The 16,675-nt window shown below is 50.2% G+C and carries 19 protein-coding genes; 3 read left to right on the top strand and 16 right to left on the bottom strand.

Features of this window, described 5'->3' with window-relative positions; all coding sequences use genetic code 11:
* Positions 1 to 35: 35 nt before the first annotated feature.
* From accB to BLV87_RS03990, 4 genes are all read right to left on the bottom strand, one after another.
* Positions 36 to 506, bottom strand: coding sequence for an acetyl-CoA carboxylase biotin carboxyl carrier protein (accB, locus tag BLV87_RS04005; protein ID WP_425441519.1), 471 nt, complete (start codon positions 504 to 506; stop codon positions 36 to 38).
* A complete protein-coding gene (gene aroQ, locus BLV87_RS04000) occupies positions 490 to 963 on the bottom strand; it encodes a type II 3-dehydroquinate dehydratase (protein WP_093065666.1) in 474 nt (157 codons plus the stop codon). Before aroQ ends, accB begins: the two co-directional genes overlap by 17 nt.
* Before the next feature lie 109 nt (positions 964 to 1,072).
* Positions 1,073 to 2,584, bottom strand: coding sequence for a helicase HerA-like domain-containing protein (locus tag BLV87_RS03995; protein ID WP_093065665.1), 1,512 nt, complete (start codon positions 2,582 to 2,584; stop codon positions 1,073 to 1,075).
* Between the two features lie 64 nt (positions 2,585 to 2,648).
* Positions 2,649 to 3,569 carry a peptidoglycan-binding domain-containing protein gene (locus tag BLV87_RS03990; RefSeq protein WP_093065664.1) on the bottom strand — a complete coding sequence of 307 codons (921 nt, stop codon included), beginning with the start codon at positions 3,567 to 3,569 and terminating at the stop codon, positions 2,649 to 2,651.
* 118 nt (positions 3,570 to 3,687) lie between these two features.
* On the opposite strand from BLV87_RS03990, the gene holA reads away from it, so the two are divergent.
* Entirely contained in the window at positions 3,688 to 4,716 is a 1,029-nt protein-coding gene (gene holA / locus BLV87_RS03985) for a DNA polymerase III subunit delta (protein ID WP_093065662.1), read from the top strand.
* A 10-nt stretch (positions 4,717 to 4,726) separates the two neighbouring features.
* Here the strand turns inward: holA and BLV87_RS03980 are convergent, their stop codons facing one another.
* The 4 genes from BLV87_RS03980 to BLV87_RS03965 all read right to left on the bottom strand — a co-directional run bounded on the left by BLV87_RS03980 (position 4,727) and on the right by BLV87_RS03965 (position 9,147).
* Positions 4,727 to 5,137 (bottom strand): hypothetical protein, encoded by a 411-nt coding sequence (locus tag BLV87_RS03980; protein WP_093065660.1) that lies wholly within the window; start codon positions 5,135 to 5,137, stop codon positions 4,727 to 4,729.
* Positions 5,138 to 5,360: 223 nt separating this feature from the next.
* Complete coding sequence (gene pdxA / locus BLV87_RS03975; RefSeq protein WP_093065658.1) at positions 5,361 to 6,356, bottom strand: 4-hydroxythreonine-4-phosphate dehydrogenase PdxA; 996 nt, start codon at positions 6,354 to 6,356, stop codon at positions 5,361 to 5,363.
* 9 nt (positions 6,357 to 6,365) lie between these two features.
* Positions 6,366 to 6,971, bottom strand: coding sequence for a SurA N-terminal domain-containing protein (locus tag BLV87_RS03970; RefSeq protein WP_093065656.1), 606 nt, complete (start codon positions 6,969 to 6,971; stop codon positions 6,366 to 6,368).
* Positions 6,958 to 9,147: an LPS-assembly protein LptD gene (locus BLV87_RS03965; protein WP_093066023.1), complete on the bottom strand. Its 2,190-nt coding sequence runs from the start codon at positions 9,145 to 9,147 to the stop codon at positions 6,958 to 6,960. The genes BLV87_RS03970 and BLV87_RS03965 overlap by 14 nt, the downstream gene beginning before the upstream one ends.
* A 411-nt stretch (positions 9,148 to 9,558) precedes the next feature.
* Here BLV87_RS03965 and BLV87_RS03960 point away from each other — a divergent pair, with 411 nt between their 5' ends.
* The gene (locus tag BLV87_RS03960; protein WP_093065654.1) at positions 9,559 to 9,936 is read left to right on the top strand and encodes a DNA-binding protein; all 378 of its coding nucleotides are present in this window, start codon (positions 9,559 to 9,561) and stop codon (positions 9,934 to 9,936) included.
* A 37-nt stretch (positions 9,937 to 9,973) separates the two neighbouring features.
* Here the strand turns inward: BLV87_RS03960 and dapE are convergent, their stop codons facing one another.
* Genes dapE through BLV87_RS03925 form a run of 7 tightly spaced genes read right to left on the bottom strand, consistent with a single transcriptional unit; the run spans position 9,974 to position 15,191 of the window.
* Complete coding sequence (gene dapE / locus BLV87_RS03955; protein ID WP_093065652.1) at positions 9,974 to 11,116, bottom strand: succinyl-diaminopimelate desuccinylase; 1,143 nt, start codon at positions 11,114 to 11,116, stop codon at positions 9,974 to 9,976.
* A 16-nt stretch (positions 11,117 to 11,132) separates the two neighbouring features.
* Complete coding sequence (locus BLV87_RS03950) at positions 11,133 to 11,480, bottom strand: ArsC family reductase (RefSeq protein ID WP_093065650.1); 348 nt, start codon at positions 11,478 to 11,480, stop codon at positions 11,133 to 11,135.
* Positions 11,477 to 11,899 carry a S24 family peptidase gene (locus tag BLV87_RS03945; RefSeq protein ID WP_093065648.1) on the bottom strand — a complete coding sequence of 141 codons (423 nt, stop codon included), beginning with the start codon at positions 11,897 to 11,899 and terminating at the stop codon, positions 11,477 to 11,479. Before BLV87_RS03945 ends, BLV87_RS03950 begins: the two co-directional genes overlap by 4 nt.
* A 3-nt stretch (positions 11,900 to 11,902) precedes the next feature.
* Positions 11,903 to 13,342: a siroheme synthase CysG gene (cysG, locus tag BLV87_RS03940; protein WP_093065646.1), complete on the bottom strand. Its 1,440-nt coding sequence runs from the start codon at positions 13,340 to 13,342 to the stop codon at positions 11,903 to 11,905.
* Between the two features lie 23 nt (positions 13,343 to 13,365).
* Entirely contained in the window at positions 13,366 to 13,818 is a 453-nt protein-coding gene (locus tag BLV87_RS03935) for a hypothetical protein (protein WP_093065644.1), read from the bottom strand.
* 9 nt (positions 13,819 to 13,827) lie between these two features.
* On the bottom strand, positions 13,828 to 14,064 hold the full coding sequence (locus tag BLV87_RS03930) for a hypothetical protein (protein ID WP_093065642.1): 237 nt from the start codon (positions 14,062 to 14,064) through the stop codon (positions 13,828 to 13,830).
* Between the two features lie 11 nt (positions 14,065 to 14,075).
* Positions 14,076 to 15,191 carry a hypothetical protein gene (locus BLV87_RS03925; RefSeq protein ID WP_093065640.1) on the bottom strand — a complete coding sequence of 372 codons (1,116 nt, stop codon included), beginning with the start codon at positions 15,189 to 15,191 and terminating at the stop codon, positions 14,076 to 14,078.
* Between the two features lie 182 nt (positions 15,192 to 15,373).
* Here BLV87_RS03925 and BLV87_RS03920 point away from each other — a divergent pair, with 182 nt between their 5' ends.
* Entirely contained in the window at positions 15,374 to 15,913 is a 540-nt protein-coding gene (locus BLV87_RS03920) for a M23 family metallopeptidase (protein WP_093065638.1), read from the top strand.
* Positions 15,914 to 16,007: 94 nt separating this feature from the next.
* Here BLV87_RS03920 and BLV87_RS03915 read toward each other — a convergent pair.
* Positions 16,008 to 16,675 (bottom strand): group II intron maturase-specific domain-containing protein (locus BLV87_RS03915; protein ID WP_281241306.1); only part of this gene is annotated, 668 nt, incomplete at its 5' end.

Below are 16,675 nucleotides of genomic sequence, written 5' to 3'. Positions count from 1 at the left end.
GTTGTCACCTCGAAGGTGTTAGCCAATCGCAACGATTATTCAATGATGAACAGCGGCTGCCCGAATTCGACAGGTTGTTCATTCTCAACCAGAATGGCTTTGATGACACCAGATGCGTCGGATTGAATCTGGTTAAGCATTTTCATGGCTTCGATAATGCACAAAGTGTCACCGACTTTCACACTTTGCCCGACTTCGGCAAAGGCTTTGGCCGTTGGTGAAGAGGCTCGGTAGAACGTACCGACCATTGGTGATTCGACAACATGACCTGAAGGTGTTGAGGCAGCAACAGGTTCAGCCGCTGCCAGTGCAGGTGCAGCAACCGGTGCTGTCATCATCGGTGCTGGATGTGGTGCATAGTGTTGCAGTGGTGCACTGGCTAAGGTCATGCCAGAATTGACACGGCTGATGCGTACCGAGTCTTCGCCTTCTTTGATTTCGATTTCGGCGACATCGCTGCCTTCCAGCAAGCTGATTAGTTTTTGTATTTTACGAACGTCCATCATGGGTTAATGCTCTGTCGTGTTTGTTGAGTTTCTGTATAGCGGCATACAGTGCGAGTTCATAGCCCAATGTACCCAAACCTAAAATGACGCCTTCGGCTATATCAGACAGATAAGAGTGATGGCGAAAAGGTTCACGGCGATGCACATTGGATAAGTGTATTTCGATAAAGGGAATGGCAACACCCAGCAAGGCATCCCGTAGGGCTATGCTGGTATGGGTGTAAGCGCCGGGGTTGATTAGAATGAAATCAATCTGTTCATCCAATGCTTGGTGAATACGGTCAACCAAAGCCCCTTCAGCATTATGTTGGTAGCACAGCAAGGTTTGTTGTTGCTGATGAGCCAGTGCAGTTAGGCGTGCTTCAATATCGGGCAAGCTCATGCTGCCATAGTGTCCTGGTTCACGTTTGCCTAGCAGGTTTAAGTTTGGCCCATTGAGCAGAAGAATGCTTGCCATTAGAATCTGCCTTTGCTCTCAAATACCGTAAAAGTACGGCATTCTACACCGAAATGTGCCGATATGCAGCAATCCGGTGTGAAAATGCCAGCGTTTTACCTACGATTACTCAGCGCCCTTTAAACAAGGAGCCGAGTAGACCGCGCACGATTTGCGTTCCTATGCGTCGCCCTGCGCTGGAAGTAGCCGCTTTCACCGCATTTTTCACGAACGCTTCTCCAAGCCCGCCGAGTAAGCTTTCAGGTTCTGGGTTAGCACGTCGACTGGAACTGCTAGTGCGGCGAGCGGCTTTTTGTGCGGCAGCTTCTGCTTCCATAGCCGCAGCTTCCTCAGCAGCGGTTTCCGCACGTTTTTGTAGCATCTCGTAAGCCGATTCGCGGTCAATTGTCGTATCGTAACGACCTGCAAAGGGGCTGGTGCGTAACAGTTCGGCGCGTTCAGCGTCAGTGAGTGGACCAATACGTGATTGTGGGGGGCGAATTAAGGTGTGTTGTACAATAGTCGGCGTACCCTTGTCATCGAGTACCGATACTAACGCTTCACCCACGCCCATGTGCATGATGGTTTCAGCAGTATTGATCGTAGGGTTTTGCCGGAAGGTTTCGGCAGCGGTACGCACGGCTTTTTGATCACGCGGTGTAAAGGCACGTAAGGCGTGTTGAATGCGGTTGCCGAGTTGCCCCAACACGGATTCGGGTACATCCAGCGGGGTTTGGGTGATGAAGTAAATACCAACGCCTTTGGAACGAATCAATTTGACGACTTGTTCAACTTTTTCCACCAAGGCTTTAGGTGCGCCATTGAATAATAAATGGGCTTCGTCAAAGAAAAAGACGAGGCGAGGTTTATCGAGGTCGCCGACTTCAGGTAGATCTTCAAACAGTTCAGAGAGCAGCCACAGCAGGAAAGTAGAATACAGGCGCGGGGTATTGATCAGGCGGTCTGCGGCGAGAATGTTGACGTTACCATAGCCACCTGTACCGGTGCGCATGAAGTCCCATAAATCCAGTGCTGGTTCACCGAAAAACTGGTCAGCACCTTGTTGTTCCAATACCAGCAATTGCCGTTGAATCGCACCGATAGAAGCGGAGCTGACATTGCCGTAAGCATTGCTAAATTCTCTGCTATTTTCACCTAGGTATTGAAGTATCGAGCGTAAGTCTTTGAGATCAAGCAATAACATGCCTTGATCATCCGCAAACTTAAACGCAATATTCAACACGCCTTCCTGAGTATCATTCAGATCAAGCAGACGTGCCAGCAGTAGTGGGCCCATGTCAGAAATGGTGGCACGCACTGGATGCCCGCGTTCGCCGGATAAATCCCAGATAACCGTCGGGCAACCTTCAAACTGGAAATTGTCGATGCCGATCTTGGCAACACGCTCGTCTACTTTAGGGTGAGGTTTGCCGGGGGTGCTGATACCGGTCAGATCACCTTTTACGTCCGCCATGAAGACAGGTACACCAATTCGTGAGAATCCTTCCGCTAACACTTGCAGGGAAATGGTTTTACCCGTGCCAGTAGCACCTGCAATAAGGCCATGGCGGTTAGCAAAACGCGGATTCAGGAAAACCTGATGTTCGCCTTTGCCGATCAGGATTCCGCTCTGTTCTGACATGATGACTCCTTGATTCTAGTATTTTTAAATTCGCCACAGTTTAGCAGGAAACTCGCGCAAGTCTCTATTGAAGCTGCAATTTTTGCAGTGTCTCTAGGGTGATAGCACCGCTGGCAAGATTGTTATCTTCCTGAAAGCGCGTCAGTGCTGTACGGGTTTTAGTGCCGAGTTCTCCATCGGGAGTTTCTGGGTAATACCCCCGTTGTTGCAGAGAGGTTTGTAAGCGTTGGATGGTTTCTGGGGAAATTGCTGCCTCACAGAGTGCAGGCATAGTGACTAGGCGCTCTGGGCGCAGAGTTTGCTGTATCGGAATGCTTTGTGTTTTGGCGGTTTGTTGGGATGTGGTGATTTTGGCAGGCTGTTCGACCCGCGCAATTTTTATGGTCGTGTAAACAGCAGGAATTTCCTTACGCACAATTTTTGCTGGTTCTAACAAGACTTTACGGGTGATGGTTTCGGTACGTGCAGGAATAACTTTTTTAACCGTGCGAGCAGGTGTATCAATGACCTCGCGGGTAACATTAGTGTATTCCGCAGGGACTTCTAGCAAGCAATTTTCCGGTAAATTACCTTGTTCAGCTAAGAAAGCTGGGCAGTTAGGGTTCCAACGCTTGGTGGCCTCTTTTATTTTGAGGCGCTTGGTTTCAGTGCGGTAAGTGGCAGGTAGCGTTTCAATTTCAACCCGTTCACGTTCAACTTCAATAGTTTCGGTGACTTCACCGAATTTAGCGGGAATGATGGTGTATTCTAGGTAAGCGTCCGCTACTTTTACTTTGCTTTCTCCATAGCCCATCTGGAGGGGGGTAGTAGTGTAGCGGGTACTGGGTTCGTGAACGATGACATTTTCACTGCTAGGGCGAAATTGCGCCGGTGACAATACTTGTGACTGGCAGACAGCATCTGTTTGGGCTGCGGCTGTCTGCGTGATGAGACCCACTGACAAGGTCAATACCGCCAAAAAATGAGAACAATAAGTGATTTTCATGGGTTTAGTTTGTGTGTGAGCAAGCACTTGGGTTAATTTAAGCGGCGATTCTAAACAAAAATCACCTAAAAAGCCTAATATGCTAGTATTTTTCTTTTGACTCTATTGAATAATACCTATGCAAGTTCGCGCTGAACAGATTGAAGATCATCTTCGCCATACGCTAGCCCCCGTTTACTTGATTAGCGGGGATGAACCGCTGCAAGTGATGGAAACCGCTGATGCTATCCGTAAAGCGGCGGCAGGAAGAGGATTTAGTGAACGAGATGTGCTGATGGTGGATGCGCAATTTGATTGGGGAACGTTATACGATGCCGCAGGAGCGCTGTCATTGTTTGCGGATAAAAAATTGCTGGATGTGCGGATGTCTACCTGTAAAGCAGGACAGTCAGGTACTAAAGCCTTACAGCATTACCTTGATTACCTGCCCGCTGACAGAGTACTGCTGCTTCAGACCGGACGCTTAGATAAAGCGTGTAAAAGTACCGCATGGGTCAAAAAAGTTGAGCAATTGGGGGTGAGTGTGCAAGTGTGGGATTTATCCCCTGCACAAACCTTAGCGTGGATCGCCCGGCGTATGAAGCAGGCTGGATTGCAGCCCGATAATGAAGCGGTACGTTATCTGACCGAACGGGTAGAAGGTAATTTATTAGCGGCAGTGCAGGAAATTGGCAAGCTGGTGTTACTTTACGGTAGCCGCCCCATGACAGCTGCGAGCATCATGGCAGTCGTGGAAGACAACTCTCGGTTTAGCGTATTTGATCTTGCTGAGGCAATACTTTCCGAAGATGCCCGCCGCATTCGTCATATTATGTTGGTATTGCAGGAAGAGGATACCGCAACCCCGTTATTGGTTTGGGCGTTAGCCGATCTACTTCGCCAGCTTTATGCGGGGTGTGAAAACATCCGCAATAATGTCTCTAACCAAGCCTTGTTGCTGCGAATGCCTAAAGCTCGCCAAGGCTTATTTCAAACGGCATTGCGGCGCATGTTAGCCGCAGATTGGCAGCGTTTGTTTGCACTGGCTGCGCGACTAGACCAGCATAGCAAAGGGGTAGGACAAGATGTATCGCGTCACCCGCAACGGCTGTGGGATGAAATGCTGGAATTCGCTTTATTGTTAGGGGGGCGGGAATTATCAGTCTGATACGGGGGTATCATTCCACGGTCACTCCGTGACTGGCATACCAACTCCGGTCAATTTCCCATTCAACGTCTTTGATTCCGGGTTGTGCTTTGGCAATTTCGGCTGCTTTTTCCTGTACTTGTGCCAGTTCTTTTTGTGCAGCAATCATTGTTGGGCTATCAGGGTTGTCGGTATCCAGATGCGGTTTGACTATCTGCAAGAATTGCAATACTGAGACTTGTGGCGAGCGTGGGCTAGTAAGGGTGGCAACACCGTTTTCAATTTTGATGGTACGGAACGTATAAGGGTAGGTTTGTAAAACCGTGTCGCTTTTCAGAGCAGTATTGAGATGGTTTAAAGCGGGGTCTTGCTTGAGAAACCAGAGTAAAACTAACCCACAGAGTAGGGCGATAACGATAACAAGTTGTTGTTTGTTGGACATTCAATAAAAACCTCTTGACAATTACCTTGCTTTGTTGTGATATGTGTATTAGTATTTAGTTATATTCTAATCATTAAAATATATGAATATTATTATGAACCAATATTCCTTCAATAGCGACCAACTAGTTACCTCGTCAGAATGATATAAGCAGCACTTTATGTCTTAAACAGGTGATGGTTATATCCTCCTAGCGGTTGGGCATCCTTCGGGATGCCCTTTTTTATGCCCGACTCATGCCTAACTGTACAGCAAGTTGAATGGCTTCACGTAAACTGCCCGTTTCAGCTTTGCCTGTGCCTGCCAAATCCAGTGCAGTACCATGATCGACAGAGGTGCGAATAATCGGCAATCCTAAGGTAATATTGATAGCTTTCCCAAAACCAGCGTATTTGAGCACCGGTAAGCCTTGATCGTGATACATAGCGAGTACGGCATCGGCTCCTTGTAAGTGCCGAGGAGTGAATAAGGTGTCAGCCGGTAATGGCCCGGTCAATTTCATGCCTTGTTGCTGCAAGCGTTGGATGGCAGGCGTGATCACTTCAATTTCTTCCATGCCTAAATGCCCGCCTTCACCCGCATGAGGGTTTAAGCCGCAAACAAGAATATGTGGGTTGGCAATGCCGAATTGCGTTTGCAAATCGTGATGCAGGATAGTTAGTACTTCTTCCAGTAATGCTTGCGTAATCAAGAAACTCACCATGCTCAGCGGAACATGGGTTGTTGCCAATGCTACCCGCAATGTGCCAGCGGTTAGCATCATGACCGGTAACGCAGCATCAGTCAGTTCTGCTAAGAACTCGGTATGTCCTGTAAAGGGGATTCCTGCATCATTAATCACACCTTTGTGTAAGGGAGCGGTGACCATTGCAGCAAACTCGCCCGTCAGACAACCCGTGACCGCCCGACGCAGGGTTTGCAGCACGTACTCTGCATTCGCCGGATTGAGAACACCCGTCGTGACAGGTGCTGCACAGGCAACAGGTAAAATGAAACACTCACCCGCTACGCAAGGGCGTTGTATTTCATCAGGTGCATAAGGGCGTAGACGTAGTTGAATTCCTAGTTGTTGAGCGCGTTCGCGTAATACCGCCGGGTCGGCAATGACAATTAAATCAGCCGCCCACTGCTGTTGTTGCAAGAGAGTCAGAATAATGTCAGGGCCGATGCCCGCCGGTTCACCAGCAGTGATCGCGATACGTAGCTTGTTGGTTGTCATCGTGTTTGCCTATTGTAGCGTCAGGCCGCTACGTTCCACCGGAATGCGGTATTCCACGTAAGCTTCGTTGCGCAATTCTTGTAACCATGCCTGAAATTGCTCCTCTGCTTGCGTGCCAGCGGCTTCGGCGGACGTGGCTTGTACCCGACGTTCTACTTCACGTTTACGTAAAGCGTCTGCCATCAATTTGCGACGTGTTTGTTCGCGGAATTCTGCATAGTCGATGCCTTCTTGTTGCAGAGCTTGTTGAAAAGCGGGCAGACTCAGTTGGTTACGTTGGGCGATACCGGCAATGGTTTTGTTCAGGGTGACATCATCGATCTGGATACCAGCCGCATCGGCTTGCTGAATTTGCAGTTTTTCAAGGATCAGGTTGTCGACTGCTTGTTTCAGGAGGACGGGTGCTGCAAGGCTTGCCGCCGCTTGACTGGAAGAGCGCAGGATTTGGGCGCGTTGCTGGGCTTCGCTCATCATGACGACATCACTGTTGACGACTGCCGCAATTTGGTCAAGTGGGGTTGCGGTGTTATCAGCTTGGACGGGGTGGACGGTGAGTAGCAAAGCCAAGGCCGTCGCGCTAAGTAAGGGGGAAAGCGTTAGTTTATTCATATCCATGCACACGATTTTGCAGCAGGTCACGAGTACCACTGCCGAAGTTGCCCAGTCCTTTCAGCTCAAATTCGACAAACACGGCATTGTCACGGGTAGTGTTGTCCGGGAGCAGGTAATTGCGGCTGGCGACGCGGGTTTTCCAGCAGCAACTTTCATATTCTGCACCGATTACGGTTTCGAGGTCACGATCATTTTGCAGGTCATGTTCCCATGCGCCGACAGCTTTCCAATTTTGGTTGACGGGTACTGCGAAAGATAGGTTGACGGACTCAAAATTGTCTTTACGTTGCGCATAACCGACGTTAAGTAGGCGTTTCTTATCATCTTTATAGTTAATACGCACTTCCCCGGCATTAACGGTATTTTCCTTGCTATCCCAATAAGCAGTGGTACTTAGACGTGTGCGTGGGTTGATCTCCCCCGCCGCTTCCAAAATGAGTTCGGAACGGTTGCCTTGCAGGGGGGCTTCATCAGGGAGGGTGACTTTGCGCTCATCAAAATGGTACATCTGACCAATGCTGGCACGGAACAATTCGCGCCCATCTTCGGGTGATTGGATACGGGTGGAAACGGATGCTGTAAGACGGTTGGCATCCCCGATGCGATCCTTACCCGTAAAGCGGTTTTCAGCAAACAATTGATTGTAACTCAAACTGCGTGCCGAGGAGTCAAATACGGGGATATTGCTTTGATCACGATAGGGCGTGTAGGTGTAGAACAAACGCGGTTCCAGCGTTTGGATATAGCGCCCTTGCTTGATATTACGTTCAAAAAACAATCCAGTATCGAGACTGGCACTGGGCAACGAGCGGCTAATGTGCGTGTTGTCGGTATCATCAAGGTGGTACTCAGTATGCCGCAATGTCAGTGATGGTTTGATGTAGGCAGACTCGGTGACAAAGGGTTTGCTGGCACGTGTCACAAAATCCCAGCGTGTGCCATTGGTTTCGGTGGTGCTGCCGCTAAATTGGGTGTATTCGGTTTCTGCATCCAGATTTAAGCCGTTACCTTTACGGGGTGGGTGATAGCGTAGTAGCAATTGCGGTAGTTTTGCATGAGGCGCAATGCCGCCATCCAGCACTTGATAATCTTGTAATAGGCTGGAAAATGACCAATTATCGCTGGCAGTTCGGTATTCTAGGCGTCGTTCTAGATTGACCACACTGGTGGCTTCTAGGGAGTTACCCAGATCCACGAAATATTGGTCATCAGAAACCCCTTCTGCCTTTAATTGTAAACTAGAGGTTGCGCCTAGGCGGGTGTCGTTATGGACATTAAAGTAGTAACGATTGTTTTTGTCACTGGCGTTGTCATTAGGTAAAAGGACGTAATTGACTTCACCGTGATGTTTTTCTGTTAGATAACGTACTTCGGTGCCTAATTGTAAACCACGCCTGCCTAATAGCGTAGGGGTTAGCGTCAGGTCGTAGTTAGGTGCAAAATTCCAATAGTAAGGTGCACTGAGTTGTAGCCCAGAACGTTCGTTGGTGCTAATAGTCGGCCAGAGAAAGCCAGATTTACGCGCATCGGTTAGTGGGAAAGAGAAGTACGGTAAATATAAAATCGGTAAGCCTCTGATTTTTAAAGTGGCATTGCGGGCTGTGCCACGTTCCTGAGTATGATCCAGTTTGATCGTGCTGGCATTCAAGCTCCAATCGGCTTGGTTCACTGGACACGTTGTGTAGGTGGAGTCGTCTAGCCGGGTTAGGTTGGGTGATTCTTGTACGACACGTTTGCTGACGCCTTGACCATTAGCTTGCGGTAAGTAGTATTCTGCCGCTAACATTTCACCTGTATTTTGGGGCAGGTTGTAGTGGAGTTCCCGACTACGGACTTGCATATTGTCACTACTAAAGCTGACTTCACCAGAACCCGTGATAATACCCGCTGGCTGTTCATAACTTGCTTGGTCGGCTTGTAAGGTTTTGTTTGCTTGAGAAATATGTACATTTCCGCTCATGGTGGAAATGCCTTGGCTGCGAAACAATGCAGAGTCTGCTTCAATATAAACCGCTTGGGGAGGCAAGTGGCTAGGGCGCTGAATTTCATGCGCAGCATCCGCTGTGGGTACAGGGCAAGCCATCCATCCTGTTTGGGCAAGTGCAATGGCAGGACTACTACTACACGCTACGCCTGTGAGTGTGCTAAGCAAGAAACGCTGGGGTAATTTGATTCTCATGCTTTCCATGCAGCATTTAAAGCGCCCTAACATCGCATACTCTGTCTCTAGACTCAATGATAAATATTCTGTAGTGATATGCTTTTTAATTGAAACGGTAACAAAAAAAAGTGTAACCTATTCACACTTGCGACAGATCAATTTATAGCAGTAACAGTATTTGTGACTACTAATGTATTTATTAAACAATTTGATTGGATAATTTTATTTATTTTTGAATAAGTTTCCAATATCATCTTGAAATGTTGAATATTTATTCAGATAATAATTCATCGACAGTCAGTATCAAGCAACAACTTATGTGTTCTTGTGAGGGAGAAACAGTGAGAACTGCGGATTATATGAACGGAATGCCCAGCATGACGACGCTACCAAACAATAGCCAAGACAATGAAATAGGTCAGACATCACATGCAGACAGACGATTTGCTTAATAAACGTGGCAGAGGACGCCCAAAAGGTGCAACATCCAGTACGCTTGCTGACGTGAGAACACAAGCAGCGGAAGAAAAGCGCAAAATTAGGGAAGAACTGACACATAAAATTAATCAATTACGGAGCCAGCTTGAAGAGCTGGATACGAATTATAAAGAAGAGGTTCGTGAGTTGCGTGAAGCATTACGAGCCAGTGAGCAGCGTGAAGCCTTTTTTCGAGCAGCTTTAGAGGATCGCTTACAGGTAGTGGCTGAACACATTCACAAAAGTCTAACAGAGTGGGCAACCGCAGAGTTAGAAGAAGGTCAGATCACCCAGCGTAAACGTGGGCGACCTCGTAAAACCTTCAAATAATGTTGCACTAAAGCCCAGTTAAAAAGGTGTCGGGAACTTATCCCGGCACATTTTTCACGAGTAGATGCTCTAGAATTTTCTGGTAAATAACCGTTAATGCATCCAAATCCACTATAGCAACGCATTCATTTATTTTGTGAATAGTCTTATTGACCGGCCCTAACTCCATTACTTGAGCGCCGGTGGGTGCGATGAAGCGCCCATCAGATGTCCCACCTGCAGTCGATAACTCCGTGGTTTGCCCACTCACTGCTTGAATCGCGGCGACACTCGCATCGATTAGTTCCCCGCGTGTTGTCAAAAAAGGATTCCCTGAAAGCGTCCACTTTAATTCATACTTCAGCCCGTGGCGGTTGAAGATTGCCTCCACCTGTTCGCGCAATCCCCTTTCAGTTTGTTGCGTCGAAAAACGGAAGTTAAATTCCACGTGCAGTGTCCCCGGAATCACATTGTTTGCACCCGTCCCGCCCTTGATATTGGAAATTTGGAAGCTGGTCGGCGGGAAAAACTCGTTACCCTTGTCCCATTCAATGCTTACCAGTTCTGCCAACGCAGGCGCGGCGCGATGAATGGGGTTGTCTGCTAAATGCGGGTACGCCACATGCCCTTGTTGCCCGATCACGGTTAGTACGCCATTGAGTGAGCCACGCCGCCCGTTTTTCACCACGTCACCCACGCAGCAAGTGCTGGAAGGTTCGCCGACCAAGCACCAGTCGATTTTCTCGTTGCGCTGCTCCAGCACTTCCACGACCTTGACTGTGCCATTGATGGAAGGGCCTTCTTCGTCGCTGGTGATCAAAAACGCAATCGAACCTTGATGCTCTGGATTTTCGCGCACGAAGTTTTCGCAAGCAATCGTGAATGCGGCAATGCTGCCTTTCATATCTGCCGCGCCACGCCCATAGAGCATTCCGTCACGGATTTCCGGTTGGAATGGAGGGCTATCCCACGCGTCCAGCGGGCCGGAGGGAACAACATCGGTATGCCCTGCAAAGCAAAACACGGGGGAGGTCGTGCCACGACGCAGCCAAATATTATTCACATCGCCAAAGCGCAGGTACTCGGCAACAAAGCCCAGCGGCGCAAGGCGGTCAGCCAGCAATTGCTGGCAACCTTCATCCAATGGGGTGATGGAGGGGCGTGAAATCAGGTCGATAGCAAGATCGAGAGTAGCGGACATCAAAGAATCTCGTGTTTTAATTTTGAAAAAGCTGGCGGTAAGCATCCGGCGAAAAGCCCACCACATGCCGCGATCCCGTATCGAGCAGCGGACGTTTAATGATCGACGGCAATTCTTCCATCACTGCCAAAGCAATGGCTTCATCCATGTTTTCGCGGGTTTCTTCCGGCAGTTTGCGCCAAGTCGTGCCTTTGCGGTTTACCAGCGTTTCCCAGCCGAATTCTGCTACCCATGCGCGTAACCAGACCGGATTTACGCCATCCTTACGAAAATCGTGGAAAGTGTATTCAATACTGCGTTCACCGAGCCAGGCACGGGCTTTTTTTACGGTGTCGCAATTGGGGATGCCGTACATAATCGTCATTTGTCGTACCACTTGTGGTAAGAACGGCGTTTACCGTTGGGTGGTCGATAACTGCCCGCCGAACGTTGGGTAATCACGCCTTCGATGCGCTTCATGCCGCTGATTTCGATGGCTTCGTAGTCGTCATTAAGGGCAACGAGGATGTACTTGCCTTCGACAATGCGCAACTGGCGGAAAATGTATTCGTCTTTGTCGTCAATCGCGAACACATACGCGCCATCACGCACAATCCCGGTCGGGTCAATCACGATCACACAACCTTTGGCGAATTCCGGCTCCATGCTGTCGTCAATAACCTGCATGGCGTAGGGTTCGTTTTCGGAGCAACTGCCTTCGGAACTCATGTTGTGCTTGAAATCTTGCCCCGTGGCATTCAAGTTTTGTTTGAAGGTTTCAACGTTGATACGGGTTTCAGACATGGCTTATACCTCCACAGGGGCGACAGGGTGATCGAGGCTGAATTCGCTGGCAATGACGTGGCGTTGCGGTTCGTACCAGTGCAATTTGCTATGCAAATTAACCACTTCACCGACGATGGTGAGGGTGGGGGCGCGAACGCCGCTATCTTTCACCAATTGCGGTAAGGTGGCAATCGTGCCGATGTGGACGCGCTGATTGCGGGTTGTGCCTTGCTCGACCAATGCCGCTGGCGTGTCGCCGGAACGTCCGAAGGCTTGCAATTGCTGGCTGATCACTTCGATGCCGGTCAAGCCCATGTAGAATACCACGGTTTGATTCGGCTGCGACAATTGCGCCCAATTCAAGTCGATGCTGCCATCTTTCAAATGCCCGGTGGCAAAAGTGCAGGATTGCGCGTAATCGCGATGGGTGAGCGGAATCCCCGCATAAGACGAACAGCCAGAAGCCGCCGTAATGCCAGGGACAACTTGGAACGGCACACCATTTTCTGCCAGCGTTTCGATTTCTTCGCCGCCGCGCCCGAAGATGAATGGGTCGCCGCCTTTCAGACGCAATACGCGCTTGCCTTGCTTGGCGAGTTTCACCAGCAAGTCGTTGATTTGGTCTTGCGGCACGGCGTGGCTGGCTTTTTCTTTGCCAACGTAAATGCGTTCGGCGCGTTGGTTAGCCATGTCCAAAATCGACTTGGAGACGAGGCGGTCGTACACCATCACATCCGCTTGTTGCATTAGGCGCAAGGCTTTAAATGTCAGCAAGTCAGGGTCGCCGGGGCCTGCGCCGACCAAATACACTTCGCCCATCGTTTGCCCATCAGGGTAGCTGGCGAGCATCTCATCCAGCAAACGCCGCGCATCATCGACGTGACCTGCGTAAACCAATTCGGCAAACGGCCCTTTTAAAGCTTTTTCCCAGAAGGTTTTGCGCTGTGCTTCGGGCAGGTGCTTTTTCACAATATCGCGGTATTCTTCGGTGATACCTGCCAGTTCGCCGCATTGCGGGGGAATCATGGTTTCCAGCTTCATGCGCAATTGCCGAGCCAACACCGGGGATGCACCGCCTGTGGATACCGCAACCATCACGGGGGAGCGATCCACGACAGAGGGAATAATGAAATTGCCGACGGTTGCATCATCCACCACATTTACCAGCATATTGCGTGCGTCTGCCATGCGGGCAATCCGTGCATTTATGCTGGGATTATTAGTTGCCGCAATCACCAGAAATTGCCCGTCAATGTCGCTGTCTTCAAATGGGCGCGTATGATGTTTGACCTTATAACCGTTGATGGTACTCGCCATTTCTGAGGTGATGAACGGCGATACCAACGTCACGGTTGCACCGGCTTTGAGCAGGCTGTCTACTTTGCGTTCGGCTACTTTGCCACCGCCAACCACAAGGCACTGACGGTTATGCAGGTCAAGAAAAACGGGGAAACGATCCATTTGTCACCTAAAACTGGGTATGTTTACTTGCCACGTTTGGGGCGGCTTTCGTAGTGGACGACACCTTTGACGAGTTCGCCATACGGGAAATCGGCAATGTTAGCGTATTTTGAGAGCGCGATGTTGATCAATGCGTAGATGTCTTGCGTGGTTTTTTCGGTTGCTTGCTCAGGAAAAAGGTGCTGTTGCAGGGCTAAGGTGCCACCTGCTTGCACTTTGAGTTCCTTATTGTGCGGCAATGGACCATCAATCAGGGTTTCACGCAGGGCAAAGCGGGATTTTTCACGCAATGTGTCTAAAAAAACCGTGCAATTGGCGAGGCTGGCTTCTGATTTACAGCCCACTGCTTCACGGGTTGCCAGCAGGAAACGCTCGTGGCGACTGCAATCGCAACGCCGATTATTTAACGCTTTCTCGAATACGCAACGGTTGGCGTTAACTTCGCGGTAAACCGTGCGGTATTGGTCTTCATCCATACGTGATGCTTACTTTTCCCATTCCATCAGGATGGGTTTTTCGCGGACTTCGTGCAGGTTTTCTTCGGCTTCCAATTGGCTGGCGGCGAAGACGATTTTGACGATGGTTTTGTCACCCGGTTCTTGTTGTGCACGTAAGCTGCGAGCCAGTTCACGGGCTTCTGGATAAGTTTCACAGGCTTGCTGCAGATCCAGATTTTTGATCATTGGGTTGGGTTGAGTGATGTTGAACACGTAGTAGGGCATGGTGTACTTACCTATTTCAGTAAAAGGGTGGTTTGCGCCAGCAAGGGTTTGATCAAGGGTTCGAGGCGTTTACGCATCACTGAACCGACCGAGTCGTTGCCGCCAAAATATGGAATGAGAGAATCTTCCCCCATTTGCGCGAGTATTAACATAGCCTTAAATAGGGGCAAGGTATCAGGATTCAAGGTATCACGCAGCGTTTTTACGTCAGGGGGGCAGTCGGCATGGCAAAATTGTTCGGCGCGTGTCACCGCCGTATCGAGTTCCCGCACGCCTCTGAATTCGGGAAGCGGGAGCGCGAAGTGTTTGCCAATGGCGATAAACAGTGAGATCACCACATCCTGATCCACGGGTTTTTCTAAAGCGAATTGCAGGGTGCGTAGCCAATTTTGCCCATTGGGGCTGAGAATATCGCAAAATGCCTGTGTGTAAAGGTTGCCACTGGTGTTGAGGCTTGCCAGTTGGGCTGTCACTTCAGGGTATTGACGGTGTGGTTTGACCGGCAGCGGAATATAAGCCGGATCAGCGTGCAAAAAGCCGATGTAGAACGGATTTTTGCGTTTGGCGCGTTCCCAGAGTTTGCTGCGCTCACTGGGGGATATGAGTTCACCTTGCAAGCAGAGGCGCACGGTATCTACTACGTCGAGCTGGACTTCTTCAAAGGGCAGGAATTCGAGCAGGTAAGCGGTGAGTTCTTTGCCGAGTTCGCCCGCGACGACTTCGGGGTTTTCTAACAGGCAACGGGCATTGGTGGCGCTGGGGCTTGCCCACCATGCGCGTTTTGCGATGTCGTGGCTTAAACCGGGGGTGTAGACTACGGCAGCGACGGCTTCGGGTTCGCCAAGGAGCAGCATTTGGTCGAGGCTGTTACGGGCGTGACCCATGCGCGTCCAACGTTTCAGGAAAATCGGGTAGCCACCGGGGGAGCCGGTGACTTTCATGGAGAGTAATTCGCGTACCCAGCGCAGGTATTGCTCGTCTCGCGCTGTGGGGTTGAGGCGCACTTTCGCTTCACCCCGCTCGGTGAGGGCATGGACGGTCATGGTGGACTCGTTGATGCGCACGGCTTGCAGCGGTTGGGCAAGCAGGACGTTGAGCCGCAGGTTGTCTTCGTTGGAAAGCTGCAAGGTGTGTGTACCTATTTCCCAGATAATGAGTCAAGATTATCGGGGTAGGGCGGTGCGATGCCAATAACCCTGTTGTGGTAGGTACAGAGGCGTGAATGCGCCTAAATAGTCATAAAAACTGCATATTCACTGCAAATTTATTTTTTAAAATGGTGGGTAATCAATGAGGAGTTAAACACTTAATGAAAACGACTTGCCGCAGTTTGTATACTTGGTTGGAGTTCAGCGCTGTGTTGGGGTTCTTGGGTATTGTTGCCATATTTTTGTTACCCGAAATACCGCAGATTCCTGTGCAAGGTGCAAGCGCCAAAGATTGGAACCCAAAGTCCTTTTGGTATTACCCGTGGGGGCGTTCCGGTACACACAAAGGCATCGACATTTTTGCCAAAGAAGGCACACCCGTGCAGGCAAGTACCGCAGGGTTGGTAGTCCGCAGTGGAGTGGATAGTTTGGGTGGTAATGTGGTGGCTGTTTTGGGGGCAAAATGGCGTATCCACTATTACGCACACTTGCAAACCATCAAGGTCAACAACGGGCAATGGGTAACTGTGGGGGCAAACATTGGTACGGTGGGTACGAGTGGTAACGCGCAAGGCAAGCCACCGCATTTGCATTACGACATTCGCACCTTATATCCGCAACCGTGGTTATACGACTCCAGCCGTCAGCAGGCGTGGCGGCGCATGTTTTTTGTTGACCCTAATTCTTTCCTTGGCTTCTGATCTAGTGGAGTAAGAGACAGGGCGTAGTCGGGCTATTTCCCTGCCTCTCCTCCCCGAACCGGACGTGCACCTTTCAGCGCATCCGGCTCTCCATTCAAGCAGGGCTGAAAGCTCTGGCAACATCGGGATAGCGGGAAGTGAACGTGTTACGCTCTTCTGTCCTCAGGTAGGGATTGCCATTGGGCAGCCGCCAACGGAACAGCTTCTTTGGCCTGCCCACCAAGCGCAGCAGTTCAATCCCGCAGCATTGCCCACGGTTGCTTTTGCCGAACAGCACCCAGGTTTTGGCCTGTGTGCCTGCCGGGCGTTTGCACCATTGGCGCAGCAGCGGTTTGATACGCGAGCGGTATTTGTGGGCGAGCCAATGCGCCAGTTTCCAGAAAGCTACCCGGTCAATATGGCTGAAGACCTTCGCCTTGAAGTCGACGAACTGGTAGAAATCTGCCCAGCCCTTCAGCTTCTGATTGAGCTTTTCCACCTTGTCGATCTTGCTGTCACCGTAATCGCCCGATAGCATTTGGGTCAGGGAGGCGGCAAAGTTGCGGGCTTTTTCCTTGGGGATGCCCGTGACCACCCGCATCGTGCCGTAACGGCTGCGTTTGCGGATAATCCGGTGTCCAAGGAATGTGAAGCCGTCGTTCACATGGGTGATTTTGGTCTTGTCCATGTTCAGGGTCAGCTTCAGGCCGTCTTCGAGTACCTGCCTGCATTCTTCCCGGATGGCTTCAGCCTGTGCCTTCGCGCCTTTGACGATCAGCAGAA

Source organism: Thiothrix caldifontis, assembly GCF_900107695.1.
Classification (GTDB): domain Bacteria; phylum Pseudomonadota; class Gammaproteobacteria; order Thiotrichales; family Thiotrichaceae; genus Thiothrix; species Thiothrix caldifontis.
Note: the sequence above shows the minus strand (reverse complement) of the source record. Positions and strands in the feature narration are given on the sequence as shown.